1 protein-coding gene is annotated in these 26,795 nt (G+C 75.0%); it reads left to right on the top strand.

Annotated elements, in window-relative coordinates; all coding sequences use genetic code 11:
• Positions 1 to 29: 29 nt before the first annotated feature.
• Positions 30 to 26,774 (top strand): type I polyketide synthase, encoded by a 26,745-nt coding sequence (locus ACZ7OH_RS41750; protein WP_470285950.1) that lies wholly within the window; start codon positions 30 to 32, stop codon positions 26,772 to 26,774.
• Positions 26,775 to 26,795 lie beyond the last annotated feature (21 nt).

Raw genomic sequence — 26,795 nt, 5'->3', positions numbered from 1 at the left:
GCCGTCGCGTCGGGATGGGTTGCTGATTCATGGACAACGAACAGAAGCTGCGCAGCTACCTCAAGCGGGCGAGCGCGGACCTTGTGCGCACCCAGCAGAAGCTGGAGGAGCTGGAGAGCCGCGCGACCGAGCCGATCGCGATCGTCGGGCTCGGCTGCCGCTACCCCGGCGGCGTCGCCGGGCCCGAGGACTTCTGGGAACTGCTGAGTTCCGGGCGCGACGGCGTCACCGGGCTGCCGGCCGATCGCGGCTGGGACCTCGGGGCGCTCGCCGCGGACGGTGGCGAGGCGGCGATGTCCGGCGGCTTCCTGCTCGACGCGGCCGAGTTCGACGCCGGCTTCTTCGGCATCTCGCCGCGGGAAGCGGCCGAAATGGATCCGCAGCAACGGGTCCTGCTCGAGACCGCGTGGGAGGCGATCGAACGCGCGGGCATCGTGCCCTCGGCGCTGAAGGGCACCCGCACCGGCGTGTTCGTCGGCGCGATGGCGCAGGAGTACCTGACCGGCGCGGCGGGCCCGTCCGAGGGCTTCCTGCTGACCGGCAACACGAACAGCGTGCTGTCCGGCCGCCTGGCCTACGTCCTCGGGCTGGTCGGGCCGGCCGTCACCGTGGACACGGCGTGCTCGTCTTCGCTGGTCTCCATCCACCTGGCCGCGCAGTCGCTGCGCTCGGGGGAGTCGGAGCTGGCGCTGGCCGGTGGCGTCACCGTGATGTCCGCGCCGACGACGTTCGTCGAGTTCAGCAGGCAGGGCGGGCTCTCCCCGGACGGCCGCTGCCGCTCGTTCGCCGACTCCGCCGCCGGCACCGGCTGGGCCGAGGGCGCGGGCGTCCTGGTGCTGGAGCGGCTGTCCGACGCGCGCCGCCACGGCCACCCGGTGCTCGCGGTGGTCCGCGGCAGCGCGGTCAACCAGGACGGCGCCACCAACGGCCTCACCGCCCCGAACGGGCCGTCGCAGCAGCGTGTCATCCGGGAAGCGCTGAAGACCTCGCGGCTCCTCCCGGGGCAGGTCGACGTCGTCGAGGCGCACGGCACCGGCACCACGCTGGGCGACCCGGTCGAGGCCCAGGCGCTGATGGCGACCTACGGGCAGGACCGCGACCGCGCGCTGCTGCTCGGTTCGGTGAAGTCCAACTTCGGGCACACCCAGGCCGCCGCGGGTGTCGCCGGCGTGATCAAGGTCGTGCTGGCGATGCGCCACGGCGTGGTGCCGCCGACCCTGCACGTCGACAGGCCGTCGTCCCACGTGGACTGGACGGCCGGCCGCGTCGAGCTGGCGACGGCGGCGACGCCGTGGCCGGAGAGCGGTGAACCGCGCCGCGCCGGGGTCTCGTCGTTCGGGCTGAGCGGTACGAACGCGCACGTGATCCTCGAGCAAGCCCCGGCCGTCGAGGAGCCGGGGTCGGAGCGTGTCGCGCGGCCGGTGCCGATCCTCGTGTCGGGCAAGTCCGAAGACGCTGTACGCGCACAGGCCGCCCGGCTCGCCGACCTGGTCGACAGCGGAACCCCGCTCGCCGACATCGCCTTCTCCACGGCCACCGCGCGGACCGCGTTCGACGTCCGGTCCACTGTGGTCGGCGCCGGCTCGGCCGCGGTCGCGGACGCGCTGCGGGACCTGAGCGGTCTGGCTTCGCCGCGAGTCAAGGGGAAGACCGCGTTCCTGTTCACCGGCCAGGGGTCCCAGCACCTCGGGATGGGCCGGGCGCTGCACGCCGCGTTCCCGGTGTTCGCGACGGCGTTCGACGAAGTCCTCGACCGCCTCGAACCCGGCCTGCGGGACGTCGTCTGGGGCGGGGACGCCGAGCGGCTCGCGGACACCGCGCAGGCCCAGCCGGCGATCTTCGCCGTCGAGGTCGCGCTCTTCCGGCTGCTGGAGTCGTGGGGCATCCGGCCCGACGCGCTCGCCGGGCACTCCGCCGGCGAGATCGCCGCCGCGCACTGCGCCGGGGTGCTGTCCCTCGACGACGTCTGCGCGCTGGTCTCGGCGCGCGCCCGCCTGATGGGCGAGCTGCCCACCGGTGGTGCGATGGTCGCCGTCCGCGCGTCAGAAGAGGATGTTCGCGCGGTGTTGGTGTCCGGAGTGGACATCGCCGCCGTCAACGGCCCGGCGGCCGTGGTGGTGTCCGGGGCGGAGGACGCCGTCCTCGCGGTCGCCGGCCGCTTCGAGCGCACCACGCGGCTGCGTGCGTCCCACGCGTTCCACTCGCATCTCATGGAGCCGATGCTGCCCGCGTTCCGCGAGGTGGTCGGCGGTCTGACCTTCGCTGAGCCGTCGCTGCCGCTCGTGACCGCGGGCGACGTCACCGATCCGGAGTTCTGGGTGCGGCACGTCCGTGACGCCGTGCGCTTCGGCGACGTCCTCGCGCGCCTGGCCGGGTCGGGCGTCAACCGGTTCGTCGAGGTCGGCCCCGAAGCCGCCTTGACGCCGATGGCCGACGTGCCCGGTGCGCTCGCCGTGCCGGTGCTGCGCAAGGATCGCGACGAGACCACGTCGGTCGCCGAGGCGCTCGGCCGGCTGCACGGTGACGGCGTCACCGTCGACTGGACCGCGTTCTTCGCCGGGACCGGCGCCGCACGCACCGAGCTGCCCACCTATGCCTTCCAGCGGCAGCGGTTCTGGCCGCGCGACACCGGCCGCGGCCGCGGTGACCTGCGGGCGGCCGGCCTGCGCAGCGTCGACCATCCGCTGCTGGGCACCGTGGTCGAGGTCGCCGACGCCGGCGGCCTGCTGCTGACCGGCCGGCTCGACGCGGGCACCCACGCCTGGCTCGCCGACCACCGCGTCGGCGGCGCCGTCGTCGTGCCCGGGACCGCGCTGCTGGAGCTGGCCGTGCGCGCCGGCGCCGAGACGGGCTGTCCGGACGTCGAAGACCTGACGCTGACCCGACCGCTCGTGCTCGGCGCGGCGGGGGAACGCGTCGTCGTGCAGGTGTGGGTCGGTGCCCCGGACGAGCGGGGCCGCCGCCCCGTGGCCGTGCACTCCCGCCCCGACGGTGAGGTCAGCTGGACCTCGCACGCCGTCGGCCGGCTGGCCGAGCGGATCGAACCCACGCCCTGGCTCCCGGGCGCGTGGCCGCCCGCCGACGCCACCGCCGTCGATTTGACCGGCTTCTACAACGAGCGTGAGTACGGTCCGGCGTTCCAGGGCCTGCGCGCGGCCTGGCAGCTCGGCGACGACGTGTTCGCCGAGGTCGCGCTGCCCGACGACGTCGAGGCCGAGACCTTCGACCTGCACCCCGCGCTGTTCGACGCGGCGCTGCACGCCGCGGCGTTGTTCGCCGGCCCGGGGGGCGTGCCGTTCTCGTGGCAGGACGTCGCCGTGCGCGCGGTCGGCGCGACCGCGCTGCGCGTCGCGCTGCGCAAGACCGGCGACGAGACCCTGACGCTGTCGCTGATCACGTCGGAAGGCGACCTCGTCGCGACCGCCGGGTCGTTGACCGTGCGCCCGATCGTGACCGAGGCTCCGGTCACTGGTGGCGGGGTCTACCGGGTGGACTGGACCGAACCGGTCACCGGCGTCACGGACGCCGACGCCGATGTCGTCACGCTGTCCATTCCGGACGGAGCCGCACCCGAAGCCGCCCGCGCGCTCGCGGGCGAGGCCCTGGAATCGGTGCGCGCGCAGCTGACCGAGGACGCGCGACGGCTGGCGCTCGTCGTCCCGGCCGGGCTGCCCGCCGCCGCCGTGCGCGGGCTCGTGCTCGCCGCGCAGCAGGAACACCCGGGCCGGTTCGTGCTGGTCGAGTCGGCCGAGGTGGTGTCTCCCGAAGCACTGGAAACCGCGCTGTCGACCGGCGAGCCCCGGCTCCTGGTCCGCGACGGTGGTGTCCTGGCGCCGCGGCTGGTGCGCACGACGACCGGTGAGCCGCGGGAGTGGAACCCGGACGGGACAGTCCTGATCACCGGCGGCACCGGCGAGCTGGGCCGGGTCCTGGCCGCGCACCTCGTGCGCGAACACGGCGTCCGGCACCTGCTGCTGGCGAGCCGCCGCGGTGCCGCGCCCGAAGGCCTGGTCACCGACCTGGCCGGACTCGGCGCGGACGTCACGGTCGCCGCCTGCGACGCGAGCGACCGCGACGCACTGGCCGCGCTGCTGGCCGGGATCCCGGCCGCGCACCCCCTGACCGCCGTCGTGCACGCCGCCGGCGTCCTCGACGACGGGCTCGTCGACGCCCTCGACGCCGACCGGCTCGCGAAGGTGCTGGCGCCCAAGGCCGACGCGGCCTGGCACCTGCACGAGCTGACCCGCGACCTCGAGCTCGACGCCTTCGTGCTGTTCTCGTCCCTGGCGGGCACGCTCGGCGCGGCCGGGCAGGCCAACTACGCCGCCGCGAACGCGTTCCTCGACGCGCTCGCACAGGAGCGCCGCGACGCGGGGCTGCCCGCGGTGTCGCTGGCGTGGGGCCCGTGGGGCGGCGACGGCATGGCGGGCGGCGCAGGCGGCCGGTTCGCCCGGCTCGGCATCCCGGCGCTGACCCAGGCCGAGGGCCTCGCCCTGTTCGACGCCGCGCTGGCGGCCGACGAGCCGGCCGTCGTGCCGGTGCGGTTCGACCTGCCGGTGCTCTCCGCCCAGCCGGAACCGCCGGCGCTGCTGCGGTCGCTGGTCGGCGGCCGGCGTGCCGTGCGGGCCGCCGGGGGCGGCGGCCGGCTGGCGCAGCAGCTGTCCACTTTGGACGATGCGGGGCGTGTCGCGCGGGTGACCGACCTGGTGCGCCGCGAGGTCGCCGCCGTGCTCGGGCACGCGGGCGCCGCGGCCGTCGACCCGGAGCGGTCGTTCGCGGAACTGGGCTTCGACTCGCTGACCGCCGTCGAACTGCGCAACCGCCTCGACGCCGCGACCGGCCTGCGGCTGTCCGCCACCACGGCGTTCGACTACCCGACCCCGGCCGCGCTGGCCGACCACCTCCGCGATCGGCTGCTCGGCGCCGACGCGGCGGGCCCGGTCGTCACCCGGACCGCGGTCGGCGACGACGACCCGATCGTCATCGTCGGCATGAGCTGCCGGTTCCCGGGCGGCATCGCCTCGCCGGAAGACCTCTGGGCGGCCGTGGCCGAGGGTCGCGACACGACCTCGCCGTTCCCGGTCAACCGCGGCTGGGACCTCGGCGCGCTGTACCACCCCGACCCCGACCACACGGGCACGTCCTACACCCGCGAAGGCGGCTTCCTGCACGACGCGGGCGAGTTCGACGCTGCGTTCTTCGGCATGAGCCCGCGCGAGGCCGAGGCCACCGACCCGCAGCAGCGCCTGCTGCTGGAAGCGTCCTGGACCGCGATCGAGCGCGCCGGTATCGACCCGCGCACCCTGCGCGGCAGCGCGACCGGCGTGTTCGCCGGCGTGATGTACAACGACTACGGTCTGGTGCTGGCCGGCGGCGACTTCGAAGGCTTCCAGGGCAGCGGGACGGCGTCGAGCGTCGTGTCTGGCCGGGTCGCCTACGCGCTCGGCCTGGAGGGCCCGGCGGTCACCGTCGACACGGCCTGTTCGTCGTCGCTGGTGGCGTTGCACTGGGCGGCGCACGCGCTGCGGTCGGGGGAGTGCTCGCTGGCGCTGGCCGGTGGCGTCACGGTGATGTCCACACCGAACTCGTTCGTCGAGTTTTCCCGGCAGCGCGGGCTTTCCCCGGACGGCCGGTGCCGGTCCTACGCGGACGACGCGGATGGCGTCGGCTGGGCCGAAGGTGTCGGCGTGCTGGTGCTGGAACGGCAGTCGGACGCGCGCCGCCACGGGCACCGCGTGCTCGCGGTCGTCCGCGGCTCGGCGATCAACTCCGACGGCGCGTCCAACGGCCTCACCGCCCCGAACGGCCCGTCGCAGCAGCGCGTGATCCGGTCCGCGCTGGCCGTGTCCGGTCTGTCCACTTCGGACGTCGACGTCGTCGAAGGGCACGGTACCGGCACGACGCTGGGCGATCCGATCGAAGCGCAGGCGTTGCTGGCGACGTACGGGCAGGACCGTTCGGCGCCGCTGCTGCTGGGTTCGGTGAAGTCGAACATCGGGCACACACAGGCCGCGGCCGGCGTTGCCGGGATCATCAAGATGGTGCTCGCGATGGAGCACGGCACGGTGCCGGGCTCGCTCCACGCGGGGACGCCGTCGTCCCATGTGGACTGGACGGCCGGTGCGGTGACGCTCGCGTCTTCGGCGACGCCGTGGCCCGCCTCGGATCGGCCGCGGCGCGCGGGTGTGTCGTCGTTCGGCATCAGCGGGACGAACGCGCACGTCGTGCTCGAAGCGGCTCCCGAGATTCCGGTGGCCGAGGTTGAGACCCTCCCGGACGCTCCGCTGCTCCTCTCGGCGCGGACTGCGGAGGGGCTGCGCGCCCAGGCCGCGAACCTGGCCCGGCTGGACTTCCCGCGCGGCGACCTGGCGTGGTCGCTGGCCACGACGCGGACGGCGTTCGAGCACCGGGCTGTGGTGCTCGGCTCGGACGCGGCGTCGGCGCTGGCCGCGTTGGCCGCCGGCGGCCCGGCCCCCGGTGTGGTGAGCGGCGTCGTCACCGGCGGCGGCCTCGCGTTCGTCTTCCCGGGCCAGGGTGCGCAGCGGCTCGGCATGGGCCGCGAGCTGGCCGAGCGGTTCCCGGTGTTCGCGTCGGTCTTCGCCGACGTGCTCGACCGCTGCGACCCGGGGCTGCGCGACGTCGTGTGGGGCTCGGACCCGGCGGCGCTGGAGCGGACCGGGAACGCGCAGCCGGTGCTGTTCGCGTTCGGCGTGGCGGCGTTCCGGCTCCTGGAGTCGTGGGGGGTGCGCCCGGACCTCGTCGCCGGGCATTCGGTCGGCGAGATCGCGGCCGCCCACGTTTCCGGTGTGCTGTCGCTGACCGACGCGTGCGCGCTGGTGTCCGCGCGGGCCCGGCTGATGGAGGCCCTGCCTTCGGGCGGGGCGATGGTCGCGGTGCGCGCGTCCGAAGAGGACGTTCGTGCGGCGCTGGTGGATGGCGTCGACCTGGCGGCGGTGAACGGGCCGGAGTCGGTGGTGCTCTCGGGCATCGAGTCCGCGGTGCTCGAGGTCGCGGCGCGCTTCGGCAAGACGACGCGGCTTTCGGTGTCGCACGCGTTCCACTCGCACCTGATGGACCCGATGCTGGACGAGTTCCGCTCGGTGGTTTCCACGCTGACCTTCTCACCGCCCACCGTGTCGTTCGCGTCCCGCGGCGACGTGTGTTCGCCGGAGTATTGGGTCGAGCACGTCCGCACGACGGTCCGCTTCACGGAGACGGTCGAAGACGCGGCGGCGACGTATCTGGAACTCGGCCCGGACGGCACGCTGTCGGCCCTGCTGGACCGGCCGGGCACGGTGCCGCTGCTGCGCAAGGACCGCCCGGAGGCGGAGTCGGCGGTCGCCGCGCTGGCGACGCTGCACACGCGCGGTTGCGCGGTGGACTGGCGTGCGTACCTTGGCGGCGGCCGGACGGTGGAGCTGCCGACGTACCCGTTCCAGCGCGAGCACTACTGGGCGGCGCAGGTGCCGCGGACCCCGGAGCAGTCGGACGGCCCGCTGTGGGAGGCGATCGGCCGGGGCGACGCGTCGGAGCTGGCGGGGCTGCTGGACCTGGCTGAGGACCAGCGGACCTCGCTGGAGACGCTGCTTCCCGCGCTGACCGGTTGGCGTGACCGCCGGGCCGCCGAGGAGACGGCGAAGTCGTGGCGGTACCGGGCGGAGTGGACCCCGTTCCGGACCGCGGACGCTCCGGCTCTGACCGGCCGCTGGCTGCTGGTGAGTTCCGGCGCGGAGGAAGGCGCTGAGGTCGAGGCGGCCCTGGCGGCGCACGGCGCGACGGTGACCCGCGTCGTGACGGCCGAGATCGCGGCCACTTCGGCCGGGAAGCCCGCGACCGCCGGACCTGCCGCGGCGGCCGACCAATCTGCTCCCGCCGGCGCGCCCTCGGCCGCCGTCGAAGGCACGGCGGCCGAGGCGAGCGACCGCACTGCCCTCGCTGCCGCGCTCACCGCCGCCGGGCCGGCCGACGGTGTCCTCCACCTTCCCGCGGAGGGCGACCGAGGCCTCGAAGACCTCCTCACGCTCGTCCAAGCCCTCGGCGACGCCGATCTCGGCCTGCGCCTCTGGTGCCTCACCGCCGGAGCCGTCGCGGCTCCGGGCGACGGCGCTCCCGACCCCGCCACCGCACGGATCTGGGGCTTCGGCCGGACCGTCGCACTCGAACAGCCTGCCCTCTGGGGCGGCCTGGTCGACCTGCCCACCACCCTCGACCTCGCCACCGGACGGCGGCTCGCGGCCGTCCTGGCGGGCACCGGCGAAGACCAGGTCGCCCTGCGGCCCCCGGGCGCCTTCGGCCGGAGGATCGTGCGCTACCGGCCCACCGAAACCCCCGGCCGCTTCCAGGCCGACGGCACCGTCCTCGTGACCGGCGGCACGGGCGCCCTCGGCGCGTCGGTCGCCCGGTGGCTCGCGAACGCCGGAGCCGAACACCTCGTCCTCGTCAGCCGGCGCGGGTCCGACGCCCCGGGCGCGGAAGCCCTCCGGCACGAACTCACCGAAGCCGGCGCGCGCGTCACCATCGCGAAGGCCGACATCGGGGACCGAAGCGCCGTCGAAGCGCTGCTCAAGCAGCACCCCGACGTCACCGGCGTCGTGCACACCGCGGGCACCGCCCAGGCCATGGATCCCGTGCACACCACGGACTTCGCCGAGCTCACCCGCGTCCTGGCCGCCAAGACGCGCGGCGCCGCGCACCTCGACACCCTTCTCGACGGGCACGACCTCGACTTCTTCCTGCTCTTCGGCTCCGTCGCGGGCGTCTGGGGCAGTGGTGGCCAGGCCGCGTACGCCGCCGGGAACGCCTACCTCGACGCCCTCGCCGAAGCACGGCGAAGCAAAGGCCGCCGGGCCACCTCCATCGCCTGGGGCGCGTGGGCCGAAGAGGGCATGGCCACCGACGAGCAGGTGGCCGCGCAGCTGAGCCGGCGCGGCCTCGGCTTCCTGCCGACCGACGCGGCCCTCGCCGAGATGGAACGCGCCCTGGTGCGCGACGACACCACCGTCGTCGTCGCCGATGTCGCCTGGGACACCTTCCTGCCCGTCTTCACCGCCACCCGCGCGACCCGGCTCTTCGAGGAGTTCACCGAAACCCGGGCCGAGCCGGTGAGTGCCGTCGTCAGTGCCTTCGCCGCCCGCTTCGCCGGGATGTCCGAGGACGAACGCGACCGCGCGCTGCTGGATCTCGTCCGCGCCGAGGCCGCCGCCGTGCTCGGGCACGTCACCGCGGACGCGGTCGCCGAAGACCGCGCCTTCCGCGACCTCGGCTTCGACTCGCTCACCGCCGTCGAGTTCCGCCGCCACCTCGCCGAAGCCACCGGCCTCGCCCTGCCCGCGACGCTCGTCTTCGACCACCCGACTCCGCTCGCTCTGGTCGCGTTCCTCCGCACCGAGATCGACGGCTCGGGCACCGTCGACGCGGTCGTCGCCGCGACCGGCGCCACCGACGAGCCCATCGCCATCGTCGGCATGGGCTGCCGCTTCCCGGGCGGCGTCACCACGCCCGAAGAGCTCTGGACCCTGGTCACCGGCGGCGTGGACGCGATCTCGTCGTTCCCCGGCGACCGCGGCTGGGACGCCGCCGGCCTGTTCGACCCCGACCCCGAACGCGGCGGCAAGACGTACTCCACGCTCGGCGGGTTTCTCGAGAACGCCGCCGAGTTCGACGCGGGCTTCTTCGGCATCTCGCCGCGCGAGGCGCTCTCGATGGACCCGCAGCAGCGGTTGCTGCTCGAAGTGTCCTGGGAGGCCTTCGAACGCGCGGGCGTCGACCCGGCCGCCGTGCGGGGGAGCCGGACCGGCGTGTTCGTCGGCTCGAGCTTCCAGGACTACGGCGTCGCCACCGGTGACGGTACCGAAGGCCACCTCGTCACCGGCACCATCCCGAGTGTCCTTTCCGGACGGTTGTCGTACCTGTTCGGCTTCGAAGGCCCCTCGGTCACCGTCGACACGGCGTGCTCGTCGTCGCTGGTCGCGCTGCACCTGGCCTGCCAGTCACTGCGCTCGGGCGAATCCGAGCTGGCCATCGCGGGCGGCGTGACGGTGATGGCCTCGCCCGACCCGTTCGTCGCGTTCAGCCGGCAGCGCGCGCTCGCGTTCGACGGCCGCTGCAAGGCGTTCTCCGACGAAGGCGACGGCATGTCGCTGGCCGAAGGCGCCGGGATGCTCGTGCTGGAACGGCTTTCCGAGGCCCAGCGCCACGGTCACCCGATCCTCGCCGTCGTCCGCGGCACGGCCGTCAACTCCGACGGTGCGTCCAACGGCCTCACCGCCCCGAACGGTCCGTCGCAGCAACGTGTCATCCGCCAGGCGCTGGCCAACGCGGGGCTCGAGCCGTCCGAGGTCGATGCCCTGGACGCGCACGGTACCGGCACCGCGCTCGGCGACCCGATCGAGGTCCAGGCGCTGCAGGCGACCTACGGCCGCGACCGCGACCGCCCGCTGCTGATCGGCTCGGTCAAGTCCAACATCGGGCACACCCAGTCGGCCGCCGGGGTCGCGAGCCTGATCAAGATGGTGCACGCCATGCGCCACGGCGTGCTGCCGCGCACCCTGCACGTCGCCAAGCCGTCCACCAAGATCGACTGGTCGGCCGGCGCGATCGAGCTGCTCGGCGAGGAGACCGCCTGGCCGGAGACGGGCCACCCGCGCCGCGCCGGCGTGTCGTCGTTCGGCATCAGCGGCACCAACGCCCACGCGATCATCGAGGCCGCGCCCGCGCTCGAACCGGCCCCGGTGCCCGAGCACACGGGCCCGGTCGTGTGGCCGCTGTCCGGCAAGAGCGCGCCCGCGTTGAAGGCACAGGCGCTTCGGCTGCTGGACGCGCTGGGCGAGGAGCGCCCGGTCGACGTCGGCTGGACGCTCGCGCACCACCGCTCGGTGTTCGAGCAGCGGGCCGTGGTCGTCGGCGAGGACCTCGCCGACCTGCGCCGCGGCCTGACCGCGCTCGCCGGGAACACCGCCGACCCGACGCTCGTGCAGGGCGCGGCCAAGCGGTCCGGCGCGCCCGTGTTCGTGTTCCCCGGCCAGGACTCGCAGTGGCCGGGGATGGCCCGCGAACTGCTGACCACGTCCCCGCAGTTCGCCGGCCGGCTGGCCGAGTGCGCCGCCGCGCTCGACGGCTTCACCGACTGGTCGCTGGCGGACGTGCTCCACGACGACGCCGCGTTGACCCGCGTCGACGTCGTCCAGCCCGTGCTGTGGGCCGTGCTCGTGTCCCTGGCCGAGCTGTGGCGCTCGCACGGCGTCGAGCCGGTCGCGGTGATCGGGCACTCCCAGGGCGAGATCGCGGCCGCGTGCGTCGCGGGTGCGCTGTCCCTCGAGGACGGCGCCCGGGTCGTCGCGCTGCGGTCGAAGCTGATCGCCGATCGCCTGTCCGGGCACGGCGCGATGCTGTCGGTCGTCGCGGGCGGCGACGAGGTGCGCGAGCTGATCGGCGACCTGGCCGACCGGGTCGCCGTCGCCGCGGTGAACGGGCCGCGCTCGGTCACCGTGTCCGGCGAACCCGAGGCGCTGGCCGCGCTGGAGGTCCGGCTGGCCAAGGCCGGCCTGATGCGCTGGCGCTTGGACGGCGTCGACTTCGCCGCGCACTCGCCGCAGGTCGACGGCATCGCCGCTGAGCTGGCCGAGCTGCTGGACCCGGTTGCGCCGCGCGAGACCGGCGTCCGGTTCTACTCGACGGTAACCGGCGGCCTCGTCGAACCGACCGAGCTGACCGGCGGCTACTGGTGCCGCAACCTGCGCGGCACGGTCGAGTTCGCCGCCGCGTTGTCCGCCGCGGTCGCCGACGGGCACTCGGTGTTCGTCGAGTCGAGCCCGCACCCGGTGTTCGGCATGGCGATCGGCGAGCTGGCCGAGACCGCCGGCGTCCCGGTGACCGCGCTCGGCACGCTCCGGCGCGACGACGGCGGCGTCGACCGGTTCCTCAAGTCCCTCGCCGAAGCCCACACCCGCGGGGTTGCCGTCGACTGGGCCGACACCCTCACCGGCGGCCGGCGCGCCGACCTGCCCACCTACGCGTTCCAGCACGAGCACTACTGGGCGATCGACGAGACCGAGACCGCCGGGGCCGCGCCGGCCGACGACGAGCTGTGGCAGGCCATCACGCGCGACGACCGCGCGGGCCTGACCAGCCTGCTCGGTCTCGACGACCGCCAGGAGTCCGCGCTCGAAGACCTGCTGCCCGCACTGTCGGCGTGGCACGCCCGCCGCGACGAAGAGTCCACTGTGGACTCCTGGCGCTACCGGATCGTGTGGCGGCCCGTCCGCCCGTCGGGGTCGACGCTGTCGGGCACGTGGCTGGTGCTCGGCGACGGCGCGGACGTCGCCGACGTCCTGCGCGAGCACGGCGCCGACGTGCGCGAACTCGGCGATGCCGGTCCCAGCGACCTCGACGGCGTCACCGGGATCGTGTCGCTGCTCGCCGCCGACCACGCGCCGACCGACCACCCCGGCCTCGACCGGGGCCTGCTGCGCACGCTCTCGCTGGTCCAGGCCGTCGCCGGGATCGAGCCCGCGCCCCGCGTCTGGGCGCTGACCCGCGGCGCCGTCTCCACCGGACCCGCCGACCCGGTCCGCGACCCCGCCCAGGCGCAGGTGCACGGCCTCGGCTGGTCCGCCGCGCTGGAGCACCCGGCGCACTGGGCCGGGTTGGTCGACCTGCCCGAAACCCTCGACGCGGCCGCTGCCCGGCGGCTCGTCGCCGTGCTCGCCGGAGCGGGGGACGAGGACCAGCTCGCCGTCCGCTCGGGCGGGGTCTTCGCCCGCCGGCTCGTGCCCGCGCCCGTCGGGAGCAGCCGGCCCGCGAAGGCCTGGCGCGCGCACGGCACCGCCATCATCACCGGCGGCACCGGCACGCTCGGCCCGCACCTGGCCCGCCGGCTCGCGGCCGAAGGCACCGACCACCTCGTGCTCACCGGCCGCCGCGGCCCGGACGCGCCCAACGCCCAAGCCCTGCTCGACGAGCTGGGCACATCGGCCGAGGTGGTCTCGCTCGACGTCACCGACCGGGACGCCGTCGCCGAGCTGATCACCAGGCTCAAGGGCGAAGGACGGCGGATCACCACTGTCGTGCACACCGCGGCCCACATCGCGCTGGCACCGCTCACCGGTACCGACCCGACGGCGTTCGCCGAGGTCCTCGACGCCAAGGTCACCGGCGCGACCAACCTCGACTCCGTCCTCGACGAGCTCCTCGACGAAGGCGAACTCGAGCACTTCGTCATGTACTCCTCGACCGCCGGGCTGTGGGGCAGTGGCGACCACGGCGCGTACTCCGCGGCCAACGCCCACCTCGTCGCGCTGGCCGAGCAGCGCCGCGCCCGTGGGGTGCCCGCGACCACCATCGCCTGGGGCATCTGGGCGGACGACCGCGAACTCGGCCGGGTCGACCCGGGCCGGATCCTGCGCAGCGGCCTGCGGTTCATGGAGCCGCGGCTCGCGCTGGCCGGGCTCGAGCGCGCCCTGGCCGACGACGAGACGTCCCTGCTCATCGCCGACCTCGACTGGGACCGCTACCACCCGGTGTTCACGTCGGTGCGGCCCAGCCCGCTGTTCTCCGAGCTGCCGGCCGTCCGGCGGCTCGCCGAAGCCGCCGACGAGTCCGCGGACGCCTCGGCGTTCGCGGGCCGGGTCCAGGCGCTGCCCGCGAACGCCGGCCGCCGGCTCGTCGTCGACCTCGTGCGCGCCGAAGCGGCCGCCGTGCTCGGCCACTCCGGCGGCGGCGCCGTCGAAGCCGACCGCGCGTTCCGCGAGCTCGGCTTCGACTCGCTCACCGCGGTCGACCTGCGCAACCGCCTGGAGGTCGTGACCGGGCTCAGCCTGCCCAGCACCGTCGTGTTCGACTACCCGAACGCCGACACCCTGGCCGGCTTCATCCTGTCCACTCTGGACGGTCCGGTGGCCGGCGAGACCGTCGTCGCGGCCACGGCCGTCGACGAGCCGATCGCAATCGTCGGCATGAGCTGCCGGTTCCCCGGCGGAGTGACGTCGCCCGAAGCGCTGTGGGACCTGATCGCCGGCGGCGGCGACGCGATCTCGTCGTTCCCGCCCGACCGCGGCTGGGACGCCGCCGGGCTGTTCGACGCCGACCCCGACCGCAGCGGCAAGACCTACTCGACGCTCGGCGGCTTCCTCGACGGCGTCGCCGACTTCGACGCCGGGTTCTTCGGCATCTCGCCGCGCGAGGCGCTGTCGATGGACCCGCAGCAGCGCCTGCTGCTGGAAGTTGCCTGGGAGACGTTCGAACGCGCGGGCGTCGACCCGGCCGCGGCGCGGGGGAGCCGGACCGGCGTGTTCGTCGGTGCCAGCTACCAGGACTACGGCTCGACCGTGCTCAACGCGGCCGAGGGCTCCGAAGGCCACATGATCACCGGCGCGGTGTCGAGCGTCCTGTCCGGCCGGATCGCCTACCTGTTCGGCCTGGAGGGCCCGGCCGTCACGCTCGACACGGCGTGCTCGTCTTCGCTGGTCGCGCTGCACCTGGCCTGCCAGTCGCTGCGCTCGGGGGAAAGCTCGCTCGCACTCGCGGGTGGCGTCACGGTGATGGCGACGCCCGCGCCGTGGATCGGCTTCAGCCGCCAGCGCGCGATGGCGCCCGACGGCCGCTGCAAGGCCTACTCCGACGACGCCGACGGCATGAGCCTCGCCGAAGGCGTCGGGCTCGTGCTCGTCGAGCGCTTGTCCGACGCCCGGCGCAACGGGCACGAGATCCTCGCCGTCGTCCGCGGCTCGGCGATGAACTCCGACGGCGCGTCGAACGGCATGACCGCGCCGAACGGCCCGTCGCAGCAACGCGTCATCCGCCAAGCACTGGCGAGCGCCGGGCTGTCCACTTCGGACATCGACGCGATCGAGGGCCACGGCACCGGCACCGCGCTCGGTGACCCGATCGAGGTCCAGGCCTTGCAGGCCACCTACGGCCGCGACCGCGAACGGCCGCTGCTGCTCGGCTCGGTCAAGTCCAACCTCGGCCACACGCAGATGGCCTCCGGCATCGCCGGCGTCGTCAAGCTCGTCATGGCCATGCGTCACGGCGTGCTGCCGAAGACCCTGCACGCCGCCACGCCGTCGTCGCACATCGACTGGTCCGGTGGCGCCATCCGGCTCCTGGACGAGGCGGCCGACTGGCCGGAGACCGGCGCGCCGCGCCGGGCCGCCGTGTCGTCGTTCGGCCTGAGCGGCACGAACGTCCACACGGTGCTGGAGCAGGCCCCCGAACCGGCTCCGGTCGAGGAGCCCGAGCCGGTGGTCCTCGGCACCGTGCCCCTGGTCGTGTCCGCCCGGACGCCGGAAGCCCTCCGCGCGCAGGCCGACCGGCTGCTCGCGGCGCCGGGCGAGCCGGCCGACCTCGCCTTCACCCTCGCCACCGCCCGCGCCGACCTGAGCCACCGCGCGGTGATCCTGGCTTCGACACCCGAGGACGTCCGGACCGGCCTCGCCGCCGTCGCCGGGGACGAGCCTGCGGCGCACGTCCTGCGCGGCACGTCGACCACGCGGCCCACGACGGCGTTCTTGTTCACCGGGCAGGGCAGCCAGCGGCCCGGCGCCGGCCGGGAGCTCTCCGAGCGGTTCCCGGTGTTCGCCGAGGCGCTCGACGAGGTCGTCGCGCACCTCGACGCCGGGCTCGAGCACCCGCTGCGGACCCTGCTGTTCGCCGAGCCGGGCACCCCGGAAGCCGGGCTGCTGAACGAAACCCGCTACGCCCAGCCCGCGCTGTTCGCGATCGAGGTCGCGCTGTTCCGCTTGCTGGAGTCGTGGGACGTGCGGCCCGACCACGTCGCCGGGCACTCCGTCGGCGAGATCGCCGCTGCGCACGCCGCCGGCGTGCTGACCCTGGCCGACGCCGCGACGCTCGTGCTGGCCCGCGGCCGGCTCATGCAGGCCCTCCCGGCCGGCGGCGCGATGGTCGCGATCCGCGCGAGCGAGGCCGACGTCCGGGCGCAGCTGCCGGACGGGGTCGACGTCGCCGCGGTCAACGGCCCGGACGCCGTCGTGGTCTCCGGCCCCGAGGACGCCGTGCTGGCGTTCGCGGAGCGGTTCGAGAAAACCCGGCGGCTCACCGTGTCCCACGCGTTCCACTCCGCGCTGATGGACCCGATGCTCGACGGGTTCCGTGCCGCGATCGCCGGGCTCACCTTCTCGGCACCGGAGCTGTCGTTCGTCTCGACGGTCGACGGCACCGGCCCCGTCGACGGCCCGGACTACTGGGTGCGCCACGCCCGCGAGGCCGTCCGCTTCGGCGACGCGATCACGACCCTGGACGAAGCCGGCGTCACCGCCTACGTCGAACTGGGACCGGACGCGGTGCTGTCGGCGATGACGGCCGCGAAGCCGATGCTGCGCAAGGGCCGGCCGGAGGACGAGACCGTCGCGGCCTTGCTCGGTGACCTGCACGCGCGCGGCTACCGGCCGGACTGGGCCGCGTTCTTCGCCGGGACCGGCGCCCGCCGGCTCGACCTGCCCACCTACGCGTTCCAGCGGTCCCGCTACTGGCCGGAGGCCGCCGCCGCGGCGGCGGAAGCCGACACCGGCTTCTGGGCCGACCTCGCGGCAGCCGACGTCGAATCACTCTCCGCGACCCTGGACGTCGACCAGGAAGCGCTGGGCACCGTCTTGCCCGCGCTCACCGCGTGGCGGCGGCGCGTGCGCGAGGAGTCCGAAGTGGACACCTGGCGCCACCACGTGGTCTGGAGCCCGGTGCGCGCCGAGCCCGTCGCGCCGACCCGGGTGCTCGTGGTGGGCCCGCCGACGCCGTGGGTCGAGTCGGTCGTCGAAGCCGTCGGCGGCACCCGCTTCGAACCGGGCGGAGACCTGGCCGAAGCGGGCGAGTTCGACCACGTCCTTTCGCTGCTGACCGACCCCGCCGAGGCCTTGCTCTTCGCGCGAGCGCTCGGGGACCGGGCCCCGCTGTGGTGGGCCACCCGTGGCGCCGTCGGCACCGGCGCGGCCGACCCGGCGCCGGACCCGCGCGCAGCGGCGCTCTGGGGCCTCGGCCGCGTGCTGGGCCTGGAACAGCCGCACCGCTGGGGCGGGCTCATCGACCTGCCCGAGGTCCTCGACGCCCGCGCGGTCGGCCGCCTCTTCGCGGTCCTGCGCGGGATCGGCGACGAGGACCAGGTCGCCATCCGGCCCTCCGGGGTGTTCGCCCGCCGCCTCGCCACCGCACCGGCCGCGCGGAGCGCGGACTACACCCCGCGGGGCACGGTGCTGATCACGGGCGGCACGGGCGGGCTCGGTGCGGAGGTCGCGCGACGGCTCGCCGACGCGGGCGCCGAGCGCCTCGTGCTGGTCAGCCGCCGAGGCTTGGACGCTCCGGGCGCGGCCGAGCTGGTCGGCGAACTGGGTGTCGACGTGACCGTCGAGGCGTGCGATGTCGCCGATCGCGACGCACTCGCCCGGGTCATCGAGGCGATCCCGGGCCTCACCGCCGTGGTGCACACCGCCGGTGTGGTCGACGACGGCACCACCGACTCCCTGACCGCCGAGCAGTTCGAGACCGTCTTCGCGGCGAAGTGCCGCGGCGCGGAGCACCTCGACGAGCTGACCGCGGACCTCGATCTCGACGCGTTCGTGTTGTTCTCCTCGACCGCCGGCACGTTCGGCGCGGCCGGGCAGGGCAACTACGCGGCCGCCAACGCGTATCTCGACGCGCTCGCCGCGCGTCGCCGGGCCGCCGGCCGGGTGGCGACGTCGATCGCGTGGGGCCCGTGGGCGGGCGCCGGCATGCTCGGCGGCAACGCCGACATACAGGACCGCGTCGGCCGCGGCGGGCTCGCCCTGCTGCCACCGGACCGGGCCGTCGCGGCGCTGCGCCGCGCCGTCGGCGCCGGGGACACCGCGGTCCTGGTCGCGGACATCGACTTCACGCGGTTCGTGCCGGCGTTCACGCTCGGCCGGCCGTTCCCGCTGCTGGCCGACCTGCCGGGCGCGAAGGCAGTGCTCAGCCAGGCGCGGGAAGCGGGGGAGCGCGGCGATCTGCGCGGCACCCTCGCCGGGCTGCCGGCGGCTGACCGCGAGAAGCACCTGCTGGGCCTGCTGCGCACACAGGTCGCGATGGTCCTCGGGCACACCGACGCGGGCGCGGTGTCGCCGGACGCGGCGTTCGCCGACCTCGGGTTCGACTCGCTGACCGCGGTCGAGCTGCGCAACGGGATCGGCGCGGCGACCGGGCTCGCGCTGCCGTCGTCGCTGGTGTTCGACCACCCGACGCCGCGCGCGCTGACGACGTTCCTGCTCGGCGAGCTGCTCGGCTCCGACGCCCCGGCGCCGGTGCGGGTCACCTCCCGCGCCGTCGCGGACGACCCGGTCGTGATCGTCGGCATCGGCTGCCGCTTCCCCGGCGGCATCACGTCGCCGCGCACGTTCTGGCAGCTCCTCGAAGACGGTGGTGACGCGATCGGGCCGTTCCCGGCCGACCGCGGCTGGGACCTGGCGAAGCTCGGCGACGGCCACGGCGGGTTCCTGCCGGACGCGGCCGGGTTCGACGCCGGGTTCTTCGGCATCTCGCCGCGTGAGGCGCTGGCGATGGACCCGCAGCAGCGGCTGCTGCTGGAGACGTCGTGGGAGTCCCTGGAACACGCCGGGATCGACCCGGTGAGCCTGCGCGGCACCGACACCGGCGTGTTCGTCGGCACCAATGGCCAGGACTACACCGGGCTACTGCTCAACTCCGACGCCGACGTCGCCGGGCACATGGCGACCGGCACGACGGCGAGCGTCCTTTCCGGACGGTTGTCCTACACGCTCGGGCTGGAAGGCCCGGCGGTCACGGTCGACACGGCGTGCTCGTCGTCGCTGGTCGCCCTGCACTGGGCGGCCCGCGCGCTGGCCGACGGCGAGTGCTCACTGGCGCTGGTCGGCGGGGTCACCGTGATGACGAGCCCGTTCTCGTTCACCGAGTTCGACGCCCAGGGCGGCCTCGCCGCCGACGGCCGGTGCAAGGCGTTCTCCGACGACGCCGACGGCACGGCGTGGTCGGAGGGCGCGGGGGTGCTGGTCGTGGAGCGGCAGTCCGACGCGCTGCGCCACGGCCACGAGATCCTCGCCGTGGTGCGGGGTTCGGCGATCAACCAGGACGGCGCGTCGAACGGTCTCACCGCGCCCAACGGGCCTTCGCAGCAGCGGGTCATTCGCGCCGCGTTGGCCGACGCCGGTCTGTCCACTTCGGACGTCGATGTCGTCGAAGCGCACGGTACCGGTACGACTTTGGGTGACCCGATCGAGGCGCAGGCCCTGCTGGCCACCTACGGCCAGGATCGCGAGACGCCGGTGCTGTTGGGTTCGGTGAAGTCGAACCTCGGCCACACCCAGGCCGCCGCCGGCGCCGCCGGCGTGATCAAGATGGTCCTGTCCCTCGGCCACGCCGTGGTGCCGAAGACGCTGCACGCCGGCGAACCGTCCTCCCACGTGGACTGGACGGCCGGGTCGGTCGACCTCGTCGCCGAGGCGACGGCGTGGCCGGAAACGACCCGTCCTCGTCGGGCGGCGGTGTCGTCGTTCGGGGTCAGCGGGACGAACGCGCACGTCATCCTGGAGGCCCCGCCCGCACGGGACATCGTGGCCGGGACCGCCCCCGCGGTGGTGCCGTGGCCGATGTCCGCGCGTTCCGGCACCGCTCTGGACGAGCTTATGTCCACTGTGGACGGAGAGGCGCTCGACACCGGTTTCACTCTGGCCACCGGCCGGGCCGCGCTCGACCACCGCGCCGTGCTCGTGTCCGGTGCGGTCGTCAGCCGGGGTGTGGCCCGCGAGCGCGTCACCGCGTTCCTGTTCTCCGGCCAGGGTGCCCAGCGCCTGGGCATGGGCCGCGAGCTGTCTGTGCGGTACCCGGTGTTCGCCGACGCGTGGGACGAGGTCTGCGCCCACGTCGGGTTGCCGCTGGGCGACGTCGCGTGGGGTGAGGACGCGGCCGAACTGGACCGCACCGGCTGGGCGCAGCCCGCGTTGTTCGCGTTCGAGGTCGCGGCGTTCCGGCTGCTGGAGTCGTGGGGCATCCGCCCGGACTTCGTCGCCGGGCACTCGATCGGCGAGGTCGCCGCGGCGCACGTGGCCGGGGTGTTCTCCCTCGAGGACGCTTGCACGCTCGTCGCGGCCCGCGCCCGGTTGATGCAGGAGCTGCCCGAGGGCGGCGCGATGGTCGCACTGCGGGCGTCGGAGGCCGACGTCCGCGCCCGGTTGACCGAGGGCGTCGCGATCGCCGCGGTCAACGGCCCGGAGTCCGTGGTGCTGTCCGGTGTCGAAGACGCCGTGCTCGCGGTGGCCGAGACGTTCGGCGGCGGGCGGCGGCTGACCGTCAGCCACGCCTTCCACTCGCCGCTGATGGATCCGATGCTGGCGGAGTTCCGGACCGTGGTGTCCGGGCTGCGGTTCGCGGCGCCGGTACTGCCGCTGGTCACCGACGGCGACGTCACCGACGCCGAGTACTGGGTGCGGCACGTCCGGGAGACCGTGCGGTTCGGGGACGCGCTCGACCGGTTGGCCGAGGTGTCGCTGTTCGTCGAGGTCGGGCCGGACGCCGCGCTGACCCCCCTGGTCGAACCGGCCGACGACCGCGTGATCGTTCCGCTGGCGCGCCGCGGGAGGTCCGAAGAGGACAGCGCGGTGGCGGCGCTGGCCGCGCTGTTCACCGCGGGGGTGAACCCGGACTGGGCCGCGTGGTTCGCCGGTACCGGCGCGCGCCGCGCCGAGCTGCCGACCTACCCGTTCGAGCACGCCCGGTACTGGCCCGAGGTGATCACGAGCGGTCCGGCCGATGACGCCTTCTGGGCCGCGGTCGACCGCGCCGACACGGCCGGCCTGGCGGACCAGCTCGCCGTCGACCCGGCGGCGGTCGACGCGGTCCTGCCCGCACTCGCCGTCTGGCGCCGCAAGCAGGCCGAAGCGGCCGCGGCCGATGACCTGCGCTACCGCGTCACCTGGCAGCCGGTCACGGTCGGCGAGCCGAAGGCCGCGAACATCGTGGTCGTCCCCGGTACGGACGCCGAGTGGGCCGATCGGGTTGCCGACGCCCTCGGGGCGGGCCGAGACCTGGCCGGGGCCGACCTGGTCGTGTCGCTGCGGGAAACCGTGGCAGGCACGCGAGAACTCCTGGCCGAGGTCGACGTCCCGGTCTGGTGCCTGACCCGCCGCGCGGTCGCGGTCACCCCGGCGGAACGCATCGACGGGCCGGCCGCGCTGTGGGGCTTCGGCCGCGTCGCCGCCCTGCACGACCCGGTGCGCTGGGGCGGGCTCGTCGACGTCCCGGCCGACCTGGACTCGCGCACGACGGCCCGGCTCCGAGCGGTGCTCGGCGGCGAAGAGGACCAGATCGCCGTCCGCGCGGCCGGCGTCTACGGTCGCCGGCTGGCCCGCGCCACCGCGGGCGGGGATCGCTGGGTGCCGCGCGGAACCGTGCTCGTGACCGGCGACAGCCCGGTCGCGGACCGGCTGGCCGAACTGGACGGCGTCGACGTCGTCCGCGACCCGGCCGCGCTGACGTCCCCGCCGCAAGCGGTGATCCACGGCGGAAGTCTCGAAGAGGCCAAGCGTTTCGACGAGTGGCCCCTCGAGGCGTTCGTGCTGCTCACCTCGATCGCCGGGGTCTGGGGCGTGCGCGGCCGCGGCGACGAAGCCGCGGAATCGGCCGAGCTGGAGGCCTTCGCGCGGCAACGCCGGGACCGCGGCGCACCGGCGACCGTCGTCGCCTTCTCGGCGTGGGCGGGCAGCGGTGAGGACGAGGCGCACCTGCGGGACAGCGGGCTGCCCGTGCTCGACCCGGCCGCCGCCACGGCCGCGTTGCTCGCCGCCGTGCGGTCGGCGGACGTCACCACGGTCGTGGCCGACGTCCGGTGGGACCGCTTCGGCCCGGCGTTCACGGCGCCGCGGCCGAGCCCGCTGCTGTCGTCGCTGTACACCCCGGCCCCGGCGACCGGGCCCGGCCTGCGCAGCGTGCCTGCGGGTGAGCGCTCCGACGTCCTCCTGGACCTCGTTCGGACGGCGGCCGCGACCGTGCTGCGCCACACCGGCACCGACCGGATCGAACCCGACCGCGCGTTCTCCGCGCTGGGCTTCGACTCCCTCACCGCGATGGACCTGCGCACGGCCCTGAGCACCGAGACCGGGCTGCGGCTGCCGGCGACCCTGGTGTTCGACCACCCGACCCCGCGCGAGCTGACCGCGTTCCTGCTCGCCGAGCTGTTCGGCGCGGAAGAAGCCGTCATCGAGGCCGCTCCGGCGGTGCTCGGCGACGACCCGGTCGTCATCGTCGGCATGAGCTGCCGCTACCCCGGCGGCATCGGCTCGCCGGAAGACCTCTGGCGCGCGGTCGTCGACGAGCGGGACGTCGTCGGCGGCTTCCCGGCCGACCGCGGCTGGGACCTGGCCGCCCTGACCGGCGACGGTCCCGGCAGCAGTGCCGCCAAGGAAGGCGGCTTCCTGCACGACGCCGCGGAGTTCGACCCCGGCTTCTTCGGGATCGCGCCACGCGAGGCGATCGTGATGGACCCGCAGCAGCGGCTCGTGCTCGAGGTGGCGTGGGAGGCGTTCGAACGCGCCGGCATCGACGCCACCGGGCTGCGCGGCGGCGACACCGGCGTCTACATCGGCGGCGGTTCGGGCGACTACGTCCCGCCCACCGACACCCCGGGCCACCAAGCCACGGCGCAGGCGGCCAGCCTGCTGTCCGGCCGCGTCTCCTACGCCCTCGGGCTGGAGGGCCCGTCGGTCAGCGTCGACACGGCCTGTTCGTCGTCGCTGGTCGCGCTGCACCTCGCCGCGCAGGCGCTGCGGTCGGGCGAGTGCTCGCTCGCCGTCGCGGGCGGGGTGATGGTCATGTCGAGCCCGACCGGGTTCGTCGAGTTCGGCGAGATGGGCGCGCTGTCCCCGGACGGGCGCTGCAAGGCCTTCGCCGACGCCGCCGACGGCACCGGCTGGTCCGAGGGCGTCGGCATGATCGTGCTGGAGCGCGAGTCCGACGCACGCCGCCACGGCCACCAGATCCTCGCGGTGGTGCGGGGTTCGGCGGTCAACTCCGACGGCGCGTCCAACGGCCTCACCGCGCCCAGCGGCCCGGCCCAGCAGCGCGTGATCAAGCGCGCGCTGGCCGTGTCCGGGCTCGGACCGTCCGAAGTGGACGCTGTCGAGGCGCACGGCACCGGCACGAAGCTCGGCGACCCGATCGAGGCGCAGGCGTTGCTCGCCACCTACGGCCGTGAGCGCCAGCGGCCGCTGCTGCTCGGTTCGGTGAAGTCCAACCTGGGCCACACCCAGGCCGCGGCCGGCGCCGCAGCGGTGATCAAGATGGTGCTGGCCATGCGGCACGGGCTGCTGCCGAAGACCCTGCACGTGGACAAGCCGTCCGAGCACGTCGACTGGTCGGCGGGCAGCGTCGCGCTGCTCACCGAGAGCACGCCGTGGCCGGAGACGGGGCACCCGCGCCGCGCCGGGATCTCCGCGTTCGGCGCCAGCGGCACGAACGCGCACCTGGTGCTGGAGCAGGCGCCGCCGGCCGAGTCGCGCCCGACGGTCGCCCCGGCGACCGTGCCGGTCCGGCTGTCCGCGCGGACCGAGGAGGGAGTGCGGGCGCAGGCTCGGGCCCTGCGGGACCACCTGCTCGCGCACCCCGAACTGGCTCTGACGGACGTCGCGTTCTCGGCGGCGACGACCCGCGCCTGGTTCGAGTCGCGCGCCGTCGTCGTGGCGGGGGACCGGGGAGAACTGCTGACCGGGCTCGGCGCGCTTACCTCCGGGACGGCGTCGCCGCTGGTGCACGCGGGCAAGCCCGCGGCCGGGAAGCTCGCGTTCCTGTTCTCCGGCCAGGGTTCGCAGTACCCGGGCATGGGCCGCGACCTCTACGAGCGGTTCCCGGCGTTCGCCGCCGCGTTCGACGAGGTGTGCGCGCACCTGGACCTCGAGCTGCCCGGGTCGCTGCGGCACGTCGTCTTCGGCGACGACGCCGACGTGCTCGCGCAGACCCGGTGGTCGCAGCCCGCGGTGTTCGCGGTGGAGGTCGCGCTCTACCGGCTCGTCGAGTCGTGGGGCGTGCAGCCCGACTACTTGGCCGGGCACTCGATCGGCGAGTTCGCCGCCGCCCACGCGGCAGGCGTGCTGTCCCTTGCGGACGCCGCCCGGCTGGTCGCGGCGCGCGGCCGGCTCATGCAGCAGCTCCCGGGCGGCGCGATGGCCGCGTTGCAGGTCACCGAAGCCGAGGCGGAAGAGCTGATCAGCGGCCGTCCACTGTCGATCGCCGCGGTCAACGGACCGGAGGCGGTGGTCGTCTCCGGCGACACCGACACCGTCGCCGAGGTGGCCGAGGCCATCTCGGGCCGGGGCCGAAAGTCTAGACTTTTAAGGGTCAGCCACGCGTTTCACTCGTCGCATATGAACGCGATGAGGGACGAGTTCGGGCGGATCGCCGCGGGGGTGCAGTTCGCCCCGCCGGCGCTGCCGGTCGTGTCCACCGTCACCGCGTCCCCGATCGGCGACGAGCTGGGGACGGCGGCGTACTGGGCCGACCACGTCCGCCGGCCCGTGCTGTTCGCCGGCGCGGTCTCGGCACTCGGCGAGCTCGGGGTCACGAAGTACCTGGAACTGGGCCCGGACAGCACCCTTGCCGCGCTCACCCGGTCGCTCACCGGCGAGTCGGCCACCGTGGTCGCCTCCCTGCGCGCCGGTCGCGACGACGAGCCGACGCTCGTCTCGGCCCTCGCCCGGCTCGACGTCGCCGGCACACTCGTGAACTGGGCCGGGCTGCTCGACGGGGCCCGCCCGGTCGACCTGCCCACCTACCGCTTCCACCACGAGCGGTTCTGGCCGGACACCCCGGCCGTCACCGTCGCCCCGGATTTCCTGAGCGGCCTGGACGCCGATGTGCTCGCCAAGGAGATCGACGTCGACCCCGCCGCGCTCGACGCGGTGCTGCCCGCGCTGCTGGACCTGCAGAACCGACGCGCCCGGCAGTCCACTGTGGACGAGCTGCGGTACCGGGTCGGCTGGAGGCCGCTCGGCGGGGCGCCGGGTGCGGTGCCGCACGGGACGTGGCTGGTCGTCGTGCCCGCAGGCTTCGCCGAAGACCCGTGGGTCGCCGGCGTGGTCAAGGCGCTCGGCGCCGAGCTGGTGGAGGCCGCCGGCCCCGAGGCCTTGACCGCGGCGCTCGGCGACGTGACCGGTGTTGTTTCCCTGCTGGGCCTGGACGAATCGACGCCGACCGCGGGCGCGGCGGCCACGACCGCGTTGCTGCAGGCCCTCGCGGGCACCGGTAGCGCGGCCCGGCTGTGGTGCCTGACCCGCGGCGCGGTCACCGCGGTGCCGTCGGACCAGGTCACCTCGATCACGCAGGCCGCGCTCTGGGGCCTGGGCCGGGTCGCCGCGCTGGAGCAGCCACAGCGCTGGGGCGGCCTCGCCGACCTGCCCGCCGAACTTGACGAGCACGCTTTCGCCCGGCTGGGCGCGGTGCTCGGCGGGACCGAAGACCAGGTCGCGGTGCGGGCGGCGGGCACGTTCGCCCGGCGGCTCGTGCGTGCCCCGGCCGGTCCGTCGGCGCGGGCGTGGGAGCCGCGCGGCACCGTCGTCGTCACCGGCGGCACCGGCGCGCTCGGCAAGCACGTCGCCCGCTGGGTCCTCGCCGAAGGCGCCGCGCGGGTCGTGCTCACCGGCCGCCGCGGCCCGGACGCCCCGGACGCCGTCGCACTGCTGGCCGAGCTGGGCCCGAAGGCCTCGATCGTCGCCTGCGACCTGACCGACCCGGCCGCCGTGCGCGAGCTCCTCACCGCGGACGTCACCGCCGTGATCCACGCGGCCGGCGTCCTCGACGACGGCGTGCTCGAAGGCTACGGCCCGGACCGGTTCGACGCCGTGTTCGCGGCGAAGGCCGAGTCGGCGCTGGTGCTCGACCGCGTGTCCCGCGACCTGAACCTCGACGTCTTCGCGCTGTTCTCCTCGGCGTCCAGCTCGGTCGGCAACGCCGGCCAGGCCAACTACGCCGCGGCGAACGCCGTGCTCGACGCCGTCGCCGAGAGCCGGCGCGCGGCCGGCCTGCCGGGTACCTCGATCGCCTGGGGTGCTTGGCGAGCCGGGATGGCCGAGACCGCCGACGCGGCGGCCCGCGCCCAGCGCACCGGCACCCGGCCGGTGCCGCCCGAGCTCGCGCTCACCGCGTTCGCGCAGGTCGTGCTCGCGGCCGACGCGGCGCCGGTGGTCGCCGACATCGACCACGCGACGTTCCTGCGCACCTTCGCCGCGGCCCGGCCGGCCCCGCTGCTGACCGACCTGCCGGAGTACCACCGGCTCACCGCCGAAGCGCCGGCCGCGGCTGACGCCGGGGCGGCGCTGCGGGAGCGGCTGGCCAAGCTGCCCCCGGTCGATCGCGAGAAGGCCGCGCTGGACGTCGTCCGCACGCAGGTCGCCGCGGTGCTCGGGTTCGCCGGCCCGCACGCGGTCGACCCGGAGCGGCCGTTCTCCGGGCTCGGCTTCGACTCCCTGAGCGCGATCGAGCTGCGTAACCAGCTCGCCGCGGCGACCGGGCTCGACCTGCCCGCGACGCTCGTGTTCGACCAGCCGTCGCCTGCCGTGCTCGCCGCCGACCTGGTGCGGCAGCTCGCTCCGGCGGCGGATTCCGCGGACCTGGACACCGAGCTGCGGGCCCTGCTCGCGGCCGTTTCCCCGGCGCGCCTGCGTGAAAGCGGCGTGCTGGACACCTTGCGCCGCCTGGCCGGGCCCGACCCGGCCGGGGACGAGGCCGCCGACTTCGACGGCATGTCGGTCGACGACCTGGTCCGCGCGGCGCTCGACGGCGAGGCCACCTGACCCCGATGAACCTACGGAGCT

Source organism: Amycolatopsis sp. NPDC114478, assembly GCF_055633805.1.
The sequence above is the reverse complement of the archived record's forward strand: the minus strand, read 5'-3'. Positions and strand labels throughout refer to the sequence as shown.

Coding starts and splice junctions, on each gene's coding strand:
- ACZ7OH_RS41750 (WP_470285950.1), top strand. CDS start 30: ATGGACAACGAACAGAAGCTGCGCAGCTACCTCAAGCGGGCGAGCGCG.